At 46.5% G+C, this 12,232-nt stretch carries 12 protein-coding genes; 1 reads left to right on the plus strand and 11 read right to left on the minus strand.

Features of this window, described 5'->3' with window-relative positions; all coding sequences use genetic code 11:
• Position 1 precedes the first annotated feature (1 nt).
• Genes mrdA through leuS form a run of 7 tightly spaced genes read right to left on the minus strand, consistent with a single transcriptional unit; the run spans position 2 to position 7,510 of the window.
• The gene (gene mrdA, locus G6R11_RS02935; protein WP_163131313.1) at positions 2 to 1,864 is read right to left on the minus strand and encodes a penicillin-binding protein 2; all 1,863 of its coding nucleotides are present in this window, start codon (positions 1,862 to 1,864) and stop codon (positions 2 to 4) included.
• 10 nt (positions 1,865 to 1,874) lie between these two features.
• Entirely contained in the window at positions 1,875 to 2,345 is a 471-nt protein-coding gene (rlmH, locus tag G6R11_RS02940; RefSeq protein WP_163131315.1) for a 23S rRNA (pseudouridine(1915)-N(3))-methyltransferase RlmH, read from the minus strand.
• Positions 2,342 to 2,686 carry a ribosome silencing factor gene (rsfS, locus tag G6R11_RS02945; protein WP_163131317.1) on the minus strand — a complete coding sequence of 115 codons (345 nt, stop codon included), beginning with the start codon at positions 2,684 to 2,686 and terminating at the stop codon, positions 2,342 to 2,344. Before rsfS ends, rlmH begins: the two co-directional genes overlap by 4 nt.
• 57 nt (positions 2,687 to 2,743) lie before the next feature.
• Positions 2,744 to 3,385, minus strand: coding sequence for a nicotinate-nucleotide adenylyltransferase (gene nadD / locus G6R11_RS02950; protein ID WP_163131319.1), 642 nt, complete (start codon positions 3,383 to 3,385; stop codon positions 2,744 to 2,746).
• On the minus strand, positions 3,378 to 4,388 hold the full coding sequence (holA, locus tag G6R11_RS02955; protein ID WP_163131321.1) for a DNA polymerase III subunit delta: 1,011 nt from the start codon (positions 4,386 to 4,388) through the stop codon (positions 3,378 to 3,380). Before holA ends, nadD begins: the two co-directional genes overlap by 8 nt.
• 1 nt (position 4,389) lies before the next feature.
• Entirely contained in the window at positions 4,390 to 4,884 is a 495-nt protein-coding gene (gene lptE, locus G6R11_RS02960; protein WP_163131323.1) for an LPS assembly lipoprotein LptE, read from the minus strand.
• A gap of 46 nt (positions 4,885 to 4,930) precedes the next feature.
• Positions 4,931 to 7,510 (minus strand): leucine--tRNA ligase, encoded by a 2,580-nt coding sequence (gene leuS / locus G6R11_RS02965; RefSeq protein WP_163131325.1) that lies wholly within the window; start codon positions 7,508 to 7,510, stop codon positions 4,931 to 4,933.
• A 173-nt stretch (positions 7,511 to 7,683) separates the two neighbouring features.
• On the opposite strand from leuS, the gene G6R11_RS02970 reads away from it, so the two are divergent.
• Positions 7,684 to 8,178: a hypothetical protein gene (locus G6R11_RS02970; protein WP_163131327.1), complete on the plus strand. Its 495-nt coding sequence runs from the start codon at positions 7,684 to 7,686 to the stop codon at positions 8,176 to 8,178.
• 42 nt (positions 8,179 to 8,220) lie between these two features.
• Here G6R11_RS02970 and lnt read toward each other — a convergent pair whose 3' ends face one another.
• From lnt to G6R11_RS02990, 4 genes are read right to left on the minus strand one after another with little or no spacing between them, the layout of a single operon-like run.
• Positions 8,221 to 9,774 (minus strand): apolipoprotein N-acyltransferase, encoded by a 1,554-nt coding sequence (gene lnt, locus G6R11_RS02975; RefSeq protein WP_163131329.1) that lies wholly within the window; start codon positions 9,772 to 9,774, stop codon positions 8,221 to 8,223.
• Positions 9,775 to 10,659 carry a CNNM family magnesium/cobalt transport protein CorC gene (gene corC / locus G6R11_RS02980; RefSeq protein WP_163131331.1) on the minus strand — a complete coding sequence of 295 codons (885 nt, stop codon included), beginning with the start codon at positions 10,657 to 10,659 and terminating at the stop codon, positions 9,775 to 9,777.
• Positions 10,660 to 10,697: 38 nt separating this feature from the next.
• Positions 10,698 to 11,144, minus strand: a complete 447-nt coding sequence (gene ybeY, locus G6R11_RS02985; protein WP_163131333.1) for an rRNA maturation RNase YbeY — start codon at positions 11,142 to 11,144, stop codon at positions 10,698 to 10,700.
• 2 nt (positions 11,145 to 11,146) lie between these two features.
• Positions 11,147 to 12,208: a PhoH family protein gene (locus G6R11_RS02990; RefSeq protein ID WP_163131335.1), complete on the minus strand. Its 1,062-nt coding sequence runs from the start codon at positions 12,206 to 12,208 to the stop codon at positions 11,147 to 11,149.
• Between the last annotated feature and the right edge of the window lie 24 nt (positions 12,209 to 12,232).

Genomic DNA, 12,232 nt, shown 5'->3' on the forward strand with positions numbered 1-12,232 from the left:
CTTAAAAGGTGTCCTTGGTTTCAAAATAACTATCAAATAACTCACGAATAACCGGCGCAGCATTGGAGCTACCACCGCCGGCATTTTCCACCACTACCGAGGCAACAATTTCGGGTGTTTCAAATGGTGCGTAGGCCACAAACATGGCGTTATCGCGGTGTTGCTCTTTAAGGCTTTCTGCATCATATTCTGCATCTTCGGCAATACTCACAATTTGGGCTGTGCCTGATTTACCTGCAGCGACATAAGCGGTGTCTTCAAAAGCTTTGCGCGCGGTACCGTTACTTTTATTGATTACCCCATACATGCCATCTAAAGCGACCTGCCAATTCTTATCACTGTTTAAAGCAATAGGCACTTGAACTTGCGGCGGTAAGCCTATGTGAGAGTTGGCATCGCCGACGCTTTTTAGAATACGCGGAGTAATAATTTTACCTTTGTTCACCAAAATATTGGTAGCTTGAGCTAGCTGAATTGGTGTGGTGGTCCAATAGCCTTGGCCAATCCCAACCGAAATAGTATCGCCTTGCCACCAAGGTTGGCGGTAGCGAGCTCGTTTCCACTCGCGGCTAGGCATGTTGGCTCGGCTTTCTTCATGAATATCAATACCGGTGTATTTACCAAACCCAAACTTACTCATGTAGGCATGCATTTCATCGATGCCGGTTTCGTAAGCCAGTTTGTAAAAGTAAGTATCTACACTTTGCTCAATGGCTTTATACACATCAACCCAACCATGCCCCCAGCGTTTCCAGTCGCGGAAGCGGCGCTTGGTATTAGGTATTTGGAACCAGCCTGGATCCCACATGCGTTGTTCAACGGTAATTTTACCCAGCTCTAAACCCATAACGGCTAACTGCGGTTTAACTGTAGAGGCTGGCGGGTAAACGCCTTTGGTGGCTCGGTTAATCAGTGGGCGGTCGGTAGAGTTAAGTAACTTGTTGTAGTTTTTGCTGCTAATGCCATTTACAAATAGGTTGGGGTCATAGCTTGGGCTAGAAACCATGGCTAATACACCACTGGTTTTGGCATCGAGAAGAACCGCCGAACCACGGCGTCCTGCCAGTAATCTTTGGGCTTCTAGTTGCAAGCGAATATCTACGTTAAGGTAGAGATCTTTACCTGGAATGGGCGGAACAATTTTCATGGTTCGAATAACTCGGCCACGGTTATTCACTTCAACTTCTTGATAGCCAACACTGCCATGCAGTATTTCTTCGTAATAGCGCTCGATCCCTTGTTTGCCGATGGTGCGAGTTGCATCGTACTCGGCCAGTTTGTTTTCTTTCTCAAGACGCTCTAAGTCTTTGGCGTTAATACGCGCTACATAGCCCAGTAAGTGGGTGAGGCTGTCGCCATAGGGATAAAAGCGAATTAGGCTGGCATCAATACTAGCGCCATGAAACTTGTGTTGCTGCACGCTAAACATGGCCACTTGTTGCTCGGTAAGCTGCGACTTAAGCACTACCGGTTTAAAGCGACGAGTGTGTTTGCGGTTTTGTTGGAATCGTTCAACATCGGTTTCGCTTAGCTCTAGTAATTCACTGAGCTCGGCAATCATTTGGTCGAGGTCGTCTACATTCTCAGGGATGATCTCTAAGCTAAAATTGGGGCGATTTTCTGCCAGCAATACTCCATTACGGTCGTAAACTAAGCCGCGAGGAGGCGCAATTGGCAATACTTTAATGCGGTTGTCGTTAGAGCGAGTGGTGTAGGTTTCGTGTTGTTCAAACTGCAGATAATAGAGGTTACCCAGCAATACACAGATAAGCGCGAAGGTACCTATAATCGCCACCAGTGAACGACGGTTAAATAACCGTGATTCAGCCGAGTGGTCTCGCATTGCGACGCGCTGTCTTGCCATACTTTAGCGTTTATTCTCTGTGATAAGGGTGGTTAGCCGTAACACTCCACGCGCGATAGAGAGTCTCGGCAACGATAACTCTCACCATTGGGTGGGGCAAAGTAAGTGCCGATAGAGACCAGCGTTGTTCGGCGATGCTAGTGCAGCTTGGTGCTAGACCTTCGGGGCCGCCAATCAATAGGCTTACATCGCGGCCGTCCATCTTCCAGCTATCTAGTTGTTTGGCTAGCTGAGGAGTGGTCCAGGCTTTTCCGGTAACCTCTAAAGTGACTACTCGGTTGCCTTTAGGAATTACCGCTAAAGTGGCTTCACCTTCTTTATCGAGAATCCGTTTGATGTCGGCATTTTTACCGCGGTTACCGGCTTTTACTTCAACCAGCTCTAGTGGCATATCTTTGGGAAAGCGACGAGCATATTCTTGATAGGCCGTCTCAACCCATGCGGGCATTTTTGTGCCCACTGCCACTAACTGTATTTTCATCCGGCTTTGGACTCAGAAACTGCAGGTGCCCATAGTTTTTCAAGTTGGTAAAAGTCGCGAGCGCTGTCTTGCATTACGTGCAATACCACATCACCTAGATCAACCAATACCCACTCAGATTCATCCATGCCTTCAATGCCAATCACTTCAAGTTCAACCAGTTTGGCTTCTTTAACTACGTTGTCGGCGATGGATTTAACATGACGCTTAGAATTACCACTACAAATAACCATGGTATCGGTCACGTTAGAGAGTTGGCTTACGTCTAGATTTTGAATATCTCGACCTTTCATATCTTCAATTTTGTCTACTACAAAATCGATCAGTTGTTGGTTTTGCAACAAAAGAACCCCAAATTTGGCTTAAAAGATGAGTATATCACGCTCTGTCTGGCTAGGTTAAGCACCGTAAAGCTTATGTTGAAGAATATAATCGAGCACCTTTTCAGATAGCTGATTTTTCAGCAAGTCTAGGTTTGGCTGGTTTTGCAAAAGCTGGCGAATCTCGCTGGAAGACATGTCCATCTCTTGCAGTTGGCAGAAGTAAACTTTGCCATTGTTATGAGCACTAAGCTCACTAAGGTCTGTACATTGTCTAGCTTCAAGCCATTGGCTTAGCTGCTCAGATACTTGTAAGTGATAACCAGGGCGAGCAATCACAATCAAATGTGCATAATCGCAAAGTGTTTGCCAGTCACGCCACTTATCAAGATGATTGAAAGAGTCTAAACCCATCACAAAACCAAGCGCTTGATGAGGATATTCCCCAGCCAGTTGTTTGAGGGTGTCGCAGGTATATGAGTGGCCACCGCGTTCTACTTCTCGCCAATCGATGTTGAGCTGAGGGTAATCACTTAATGCCAATTCTAATAACTGTTTGCGATGCCTTGCCGCACTAAATTGTTTTTCTTTTAGCGGTGATAATGCATTGGGCAGCAAGGTGATATCTGTTGCGTGGGTGGCGGCTAGTAACTGCTGGGCACTAACAATATGACCGAGATGAATGGGATCAAAAGAGCCACCAAAAAACAACTTAAGCATGTTTTACCGCGGGAGATGCCAGTTCAAACACTAAGCGCTCTAATTGGTGCCATGCATGGTCACCGGCAAACTGCTTAATGGCTTTGTCTATATCGGCAACTTGCATACGCGCTGCGTTTACTTGTTGCGGGCTATAGCGTTTAGCCGCGCTACTCACCAAGCCCTGGCGTTTATTCCATACGCCATGCTGTTTAAACAAGCTTGAGTGATGGCTAGTGGGCTGCTCTTGTAGTAGCTGTAGTAATTTAAACTCTTTGTCTAACCCCCAGTTAATTAACGTGGGTTCTTCACCTTCTAACTGCAGCTGTTTAATGATTAATAAACTGCGCTGAAAGTCTCCACCCAGTAGGGCGTCCACTAATTGAAAGCTGGAGAAATGATTGGCGTGAGATAAGCCTGCTTCAATTTCTTTTAACGTTGGAAGTTGCTGACCCCAACGCAGCGAGATCGTTGAGATAGCTTGATTTAAAGCCAGCAGATTACCTTCGTAGTAATGCAGCAACAGTGAAATAAGATCGTTACTGGCTGGAAGCTGATGTTGGCCTAAGCGTTGCCTTACCCAAGCGTGCAGTTGACCACCTTCGGGTGGGTAAATCATAATCACTAAGCCTTGCTGGTCAAAAAACTTGTACCAGTTTTGCTTTTCATTGGCTTTGGTTAATTTTGGCAAGCTGAGTAAAAAACGGGTCTCAGGATTAATCAGCGGTAGTAGTTCATCTAGCTGATTTTGAATGGCTTTATCGGGCACGCGATCTAGCTGTAATTCGATTAAGCGGTATTGGCTAAAAAGCGACAGCTCTGACATCGCATCAAATAAATCTGGCCATTGGAATTCGGCATCAAAGGTGAACTTTATCCGCTCTTCAGCCAAGCCTTGTTGCTTTAACTGTTGGCGAATGCTGTCGATACTCTCTAGCTTAATTAGCGGCTCTTCACCGACGACTAAGTAACAGCCGTAATTTGCTACATTTTGCTGTGACAGGCGGTCAGCGTAGATGCGCATCTTACCAACTAACCGTAGCCAATTGACGCATAATTTGGTCGGCAGCCATTACTCTAAGCTCTGAATAAAGCAACTCTCGTTCGCGCTGTTTAGCTAACGCAGCCAAAGGGTTATCTTGGAAATCTCGGTGCAGTTGCACGTTAATGGGAAAGTTACCTTCGTCGGCAATTTGCAAATAACCACCTACTTGATAACTTAATTCGTACTCGGCCACCTGACCATTCTCAAATAAAGACAAAGTACGTTTACTAATGTCTTCGCCTTGTAAGTGCAGGGTAGGGATGCCGCTTTCTGGAAACTCAAATACTGCTACATTGTTTTGCGCGAGCTGGCGCTTTAGCTCACGGACCAATGGGCTAAATTCGTCACTTGAAGAGACATAAATTTGCGTGAGTTTGTCATCGAGTAAGTAGCTGCCACGGGGTGCAAAACCACAGGCAGAAACTAGGCTAATGGCTAGGGCTATAACGGCGAAACGAATGGTTGTTAAAGTCATGCTTTCTCGTAATTAAAAACGGCGGGCCGAAACCCGCCGTATAACTTTAGTTAGCAACAATGTTTAGCAGCTTACCTGCAACATAAATTACTTTGCGTACGGTTTTACCGTCAACAAACTTAGCAACATTTTCGTCGCCCATTGCTAGCGCTTGAACCGCTTCTTGGTCTGCATCTGCAGCCACTGTGAGTTTGGCGCGTAGCTTGCCGTTTACTTGAACAACAATCAGTTTGCTGTCTTCAACCATGGCTTTTTCATCGGCCACTGGCCACGCTACGGTATCAATCTCGCCTTCGTTACCTAGTTGTTGCCATAGCTGAGCACAAACATGCGGAGTAATTGGCGACAGCATCAATACTACGGCATTAATCGCTTCACGGGTTACGGCACGGTTGTTGGCATCGCTTTGGTCTGCTTTAGTTAGCTTGTTCATCAACTCCATAATTGCTGCAATAGCGGTATTGAAGGTTTGACGACGGCCAACATCATCACTAACTTTAGCGATAGTTTTATGCACTTCGCGGCGCAAGTCTTTTTGCGCGGTGCTTAAGCTAGCAACATCTATTGCTGGCGCGTCACCGGCGCTAACGTGGTCAAAGGCCAGTTTCCAAACTCGACGTAAGAAACGTAGCGAGCCTTCTACAGCGCTGTCTTGCCATTCAAGCGTTTGCTCTGCAGGGGCGGCAAACATCATAAACAAACGCACGGTGTCGGCACCGTATTTGTCTACCATCACTTGTGGGTCGATGCCGTTATTCTTCGACTTCGACATTTTGCTCATACCAGCATAAACAAGTGGCTTGCCTTCGGCTGTTTTTGCACTGGTAATACGGCCTTTTTCATCTTTCTCGGTGATCGCGTCTACCGGAGAAACCCAAACCTTGCCGCCTTTCTCGTCTTCATAGTAGAAGGCGTCTGCCAATACCATGCCTTGCGTTAGCAAGCGTTTGAAAGGTTCGTCTGAGTCTACTAAGCCAGAGTCACGCAATAACTTATGGAAGAAACGGGCGTAAAGTAGGTGCAAAATTGCGTGCTCAATACCACCGATGTACTGATCCACTGGCAGCCAGTAGTTAGCTTGCTCGGGGTCTAGCATCATGTCTTCGTTGTTAGCACTACAGTAACGTGCGTAGTACCAGCTTGACTCCATAAAGGTATCGAAGGTGTCGGTTTCGTGGAAGGCTTCTTGGCCTTCAAACTCAGTTTTCGCCCACTCTGGATCGGCTTTAATTGGCGAAGTTACGCCATTCATCACCACATCTTCTGGAAGGATTACTGGTAGTTGGTCTTCTGGAACCGGCGCAACGTCACCGTTGGCTAGGTTAAGCATTGGGATGGGGGTGCCCCAGTAACGTTGGCGGCTTACACCCCAATCGCGCAGGCGGAAGTTAACTTGCTTATTACCTTTACCAATGGCTTCTAGCTTAGCGGCTACAGCATCAAAAGCAGCTTTAAACTCTAGGCCATCAAATTCGCCAGAGTTAAATAGTACACCTTTGTCGGTGAACGCTTGCTCGGATAAATCTAGCTCGGCATCACTTGGCTTAATGACACCAACAATCTCTAAGCCATAAGCTTGAGCAAATTCAAAGTCACGTTGGTCGTGAGCGGGCACTGCCATTACTGCGCCAGAGCCGTAACCCATTAATACAAAGTTAGCGACCCAAATCGGTACTAGCTTGCCAGTGAGAGGGTGAACGGCATTTAGGCCCGTGGCCATGCCTTTCTTCTCCATGGTAGCCATGTCGGCTTCAGCCACTTTGTTGTTTTTGCATTCTTCAATGAAAGCAGCCAACTCAGGGTTGGTTTTAGCGGCTTCTAAGGCAAGCGGGTGCTGCGCAGCTACGCCGACGTAGGTTACGCCCATCACGGTGTCTGGACGGGTAGTATAGATAGAGAATTGCTCATCGCTGTTCTCTAAACCAAACTGCATTTCTACGCCTTCCGAGCGGCCAATCCAGTTACGCTGCATGGTTTTAACTTGCTCTGGCCAGTCATCTAACTGGTCTAAATCGTCAAGTAACTCTTGAGCGTAATCGGTGATTTTAATAAACCACTGCGGGATTTCTTTTTGCTCAACTAATGCACCAGAGCGCCAGCCGCGGCCATCAATAACCTGCTCGTTAGCCAATACGGTTTGGTCTACTGGATCCCAGTTAACCGTGGCCATTTTTTTGTATACCAAGCCTTTTTCGTAAAGCTTAGTGAAGAACCACTGCTCCCAACGGTAGTAATCTGGCTTACAGGTAGCCAGTTCACGATCCCAGTCGTAGCCAAAACCCAGCTGTTTTAGCTGAGTTTTCATGTATTCAATGTTTTCGTAGGTCCATTTAGCTGGTGCGGTATTGTTGTTAATGGCTGCGTTTTCTGCTGGAAGACCAAATGCATCCCAACCCATTGGTTGCATAACATTTTTACCTTGCATGCGCTGGTAGCGAGAGACTACGTCACCAATGGTGTAGTTGCGCACGTGACCCATGTGTAGACGGCCACTTGGGTAAGGGAACATAGACAGGCAGTAAAACTTCTCTTTACCAGGCTGCTCAACAACTTTAAAGGTTTGCGCTTGCTCCCAGTGCTGTTGCACTTTGGTTTCAATATCACGCGGATTGTATTGCTCTTGCATTGATGGAATCTTCCAGAATGAACCAAATTTGGATTAGGCAGCTCATTGCTACCATACTCGATCCGCATAGGATACCGAGTCCGCCTGCCGACAACAATAGCTAGCGCACATTTGCAGTGAAACAAAAGGTCTATGCTTAATAATGTAAATGCACTTTAGACTGTGGGTGAGTTATGCCAAAGCGAGTAAAAGCCTATCAAGCCTTTGTGGAAGATCTTGAAAAGCGTATTCAAGAAAGTGGAGAAGTGGGTCAAGAAGAGCTGTCTAAGCTTATTGATACCACTCAAGAGTATTTACAAGCCGCTAGCGACTTAAGCCAAGATGAATGGCAACTAATTGCCAATTATGTACGTCGTGATTTAAGTGATTGGCGCAGCGATTACCAGCGTGCTTATGACGAAAGCCCCGGAATGGCCTTGCTCAAAGAGAGCATTTGGTATTGGCTAGCTAAATTGAGTGACCAAAGCCAAGTGGAATGGCATGAGCTAATTGGTGACTTGCAACACCAAGGGGTATACCAAAGCGGTGAGTTAATTGGTTTAGGGGTGATTGAATGCACCGAGTGTGGTGATAAAACCGCCTTGTGGCACCCAACCATTATTACTAGCTGTGAGCACTGCCAAGGTAAGCGGTTTTATCGACATTCCATTAGTGAACAGCAAGCCTAAGTGTTATTTCGGCGTTAACCAGCGAAGCGGATTTAACTTCGCTTAATTGTCGGTTGCTGGCTTGAGTAAACGTTGGCGTAAGCGCGTTACTAAACTACTGCTCAATCCAAGCAATACCACTAAAGCCATTGGCCATAAGCCAAAGCGCTGATAAGGCGTTACCCCCGTTGCTGGGATTACCTCTCCGTTTAGGGTGAGCTGTTGATACTCTGGTGCTCGTTGCTGAATATTACCAAAGCGGTCAATGATTGCGGTAACTCCAGTATTGGTTGAGCGCAGCACCGGACGGCCAAATTCTAAGGCGCGCATTTGCGCTATTTCTAAATGCTGTTGGGGGCCAATAGAAGTGCCAAACCAAGCGTCATTACTTACGGTAATAATAGCGTCGGTCTCTGGGGTAAATTGAGGTCGGAGCAATTCACCAAAGGCAATTTCATAACAAATGGCTGCCAGCCAATGGTGGCCTTTAACTTGTAAATTTTGCTGCATAGTGTCGCCGCGGTTAAACGAAGACATTGGCAGGTTAAAGAAAGGCGCTAAGGGGCGCAATAACTGCTCAAAAGGTACAAATTCACCAATTGGTAATAGGTGGTTTTTGTAATAGCGATTAGGGCTTTCGTAGTAGTACTCTGAACTTGCGCCTGCTTGTTCACCTTGCTGTCCCAGTGTTACTAAGGCATTGTAATAAGCATTGCTTTGTAAATCGTGGGCAATTACCCCGGTGATTAAAGCCTGTTGCTTGTTCAGTAGTTGTCCATCTAAGTCATGTAAAAAGTCGATAACTTCATATTCTAAGGCTGCAATGGCTGACTCTGGCCAAACTATCACATCGGCATCTTCAATTGCGGCGGTTTCTTGTTGATACATCACCAAGCTTGCAGCACGATGCTGAGGCAACCACTTAATGTCTAGAGGAACATTGCCTTGTACCAGCGCTACTTTTAATGAGGGCTGTGCGTCAGTCCAGCTGGTGCCAGTAAAAATGCCGCCAACAATTAGCGGTAAGGCAATGATTGCGCAGGCAAGCCAGCGCGCTTTGCCGCTTTGGCGCACTATAAGTGCTCCGGCTGCGGCTAATAGCAGTACTAGCCAAGTAACACCATAGAGGCCAAATACTGGTGCAATAGCAGCTAGCGGCGAGTCTATTTGGCTGTAACCCGGCTGCAACCAAGGAAATCCAGTTAATACCCAACTACGGAGCCATTCACCTAATAGCCAACAACTGGGAAACCACATTAGAAAATACAGTGCGCCGCGTCGGCCCTGCCATTTATTGGCTAGCCAACAAGAAAACGCGGGATAAAGTGACAGGTAAGCAACCAGCAGCGCCATTAGCGCTAGGCTAACCACTAATGGCATGCCGCCAAACTCGGCCATGCTTACATGTACCCAGTGAATGCCATAACCAAACCAACCTAAGCCATAACAAAAACCCAGTTTAAAGCCCGATTGCTCGGGCTTTAATAATAGTAGTAAGCCCAATATTGAAAGAGGCATTAGCGGCCAGAGGCCATAGGGAGCAAAGGCGAAAGGGGCAACTAGGCCACAAACAAAAGCGGCTAACAAACGTAGCCGCGGAGTTAAATTTAGCTTCATTTATTCTTGAATGCTTAACTGTAAGGCTTTGTCTTCAGGTATGCTGACTTGCAGTTGCACTAAGCGGCGGCGGTCAGCGGTTCTAACCTTGAATCTATAACCTTCAATGTCAATCGACTCCCCTCGGCCAGGCAGGTGGCCAAAGGCATGGGTAACCATACCGCCAATGGTATCAACTTCGTCGTCACTAAAATCGCAGCCAAAGTATTGGTTGAAATCTTCGATGTCGGTTAATGCATTAACCGCAAAGGTTTTATCATTAATGCGGCGAATATCGTCTTGTAAGGCTTCTTCGTTGGCAAATTCATCTTCGATATCACCAACAATAATTTCTAGTATGTCTTCAATGGTCACCAGACCAGAAACGCCGCCAAATTCATCCACTACAATGGCCATGTGGTAACGCTCACTACGAAACTCTTTAAGAAGTTTGTCGATGCGTTTACTCTCTGGCACTACCACTGCTGGGCGGATTACTTCGCTAAGCGGGGTAGTTGATGCTTCTTCAGTGAAGGCAAATTTGAGCAAATCTTTAGCGAGAAGCACGCCCTCGATGTGGTCTTTGTCTTCATTAATCACCGGAAAACGTGAGTGGCGAGCTTTGGTAAGGGTAGGCAAGATTTCTGCAATGGTGTGGCTTACGTCTAAAGTCACCATTTGCGAGCGTGGGATCATGATGTCTCTAACACGTTGGCTTGATACATCAAGTACACCTTCAATCATTTCTCGGGTGTTTTGGTCGATCAGTTCTCGTTGATTGGCATCTTGAATTACTTCTACCAATTCCTCTTTGCTTTTCGGCTCTCCTTGTACCAGCTGAACTATCTTATCTATCCAGCCTTTTTTAGCAGAGCCGTTGCTAGAGTGAGGGTTGTCGTCGCTCATATATTTTCTTGTTTACCTAGTTAGTTATTTAACTGGCATTAGTAAGGGTTACTAATGCCCAATTTGGTAAGCACTGCAATTTCTAGTGCTTCCATTTCTTCTGCTTCTTGATCCTCAATATGATCATAACCTAGCAGATGAAGGCTTCCATGTACAACCATGTGAGCCCAATGGTCAAACACCGCTTTTCCTTGCTCTTCAGCTTCTTTTTCCACCACTTGGCGACAGATTACTAAGTCGCCTAATAGTGGTAAAGAAACCCCTGGAGGCGCTTCAAACGGGAAAGATAACACGTTGGTTGGTTTATCTTTATTACGATACTGCGAATTTAACGCTTGGCTCTCGGCTTCGTCAACAATGCGAACGGTAATTTCGCTATCATGATCTTGTTCTACTAAAGTGGCATGCAACCAAGACTCAAATGCGGTGATGCTGGGCAAGTTTTCTTGGTCGCCAGTGGCAATTTGTAAATCAACAACCGCCATGCTTATTCTCCGCCATTTTGGCTAAGTTTTTGCGCAGCTTCTCGGCGTTGCTTTTGCTTTTCTTCAGCAATGCGCTCACGTTCATCTTGCTCTTCGTAGGCTTCTACAATGGCGGCCACAATCGGGTGGCGCACAACATCGGCCGCTTGGAAGAAGTTAAAGCTTAGCGCTGGCACTTCACCCAATACTTCGATGGCATGACGTAAACCTGATTTTTGATGGCGCGGTAAGTCTACTTGGGTAATGTCACCGGTGATAACGGCGCGCGAGTTAAAGCCAATGCGGGTTAAGAACATTTTCATTTGCTCAACCGTGGTGTTTTGGCTTTCATCCAAGATGATGTAAGCATCGTTTAAGGTACGTCCACGCATATAAGCTAGAGGGGCAACTTCAATTACGTTGCGCTCAATCAAACGTTCCACTTTTTCAAAACCGAGCATCTCAAACAAGGCGTCGTAAAGAGGGCGTAGGTATGGGTCTACCTTTTGGCTTAAGTCGCCGGGCAAAAAGCCTAGCTTTTCGCCTGCTTCTACCGCTGGGCGAGTGAGCAAAATACGGCGAACTTCCTGGCGCTCTAAGGCGTCTACGGCACAAGCTACTGCTAGGTAGGTTTTACCCGTACCTGCAGGGCCAATACCAAAGGTTACGTCGTGACCAAGCATGTTGCCTATGTAGTTGGCTTGGTTAGGCGTACGTGGCTTAATTACGCCGCGTTTGGTTTTTATGTTTAGCTCTTTGCCGTAGTGCTGAGCATTTTCTTCGTCTTGCTCTAAAGCGTGGCTTTCTTGAATTGCTAAATGCACTTTTTCTGGGCTTAGCTCTGGAATGTCGCCACCTTTAAGCGGGGCGGTTTCAACATACAGCGAGCGTAAAATACTGCCGGCAATTAAACACATGCCATGACGGCCAGTGATTTGAAAGTTGTTGCTGCGATAGCTAATTTCTACACCTAAACGGCGTTCAAGTTGCTTTAAGTTATCATCAAGTGGGCCACAAAGTTGGGCAAGGCGAGGGCTAGAGGCTGGCTCTAAATGAATTTCAATAGAATTGATTTTATTACTCAAATTGTTTTCGGGCTGGCTAAAGAA

The sequence above is a fragment of the Agarivorans sp. Alg241-V36 genome (assembly GCF_900537085.1).
Lineage (GTDB): Bacteria > Pseudomonadota > Gammaproteobacteria > Enterobacterales > Celerinatantimonadaceae > Agarivorans.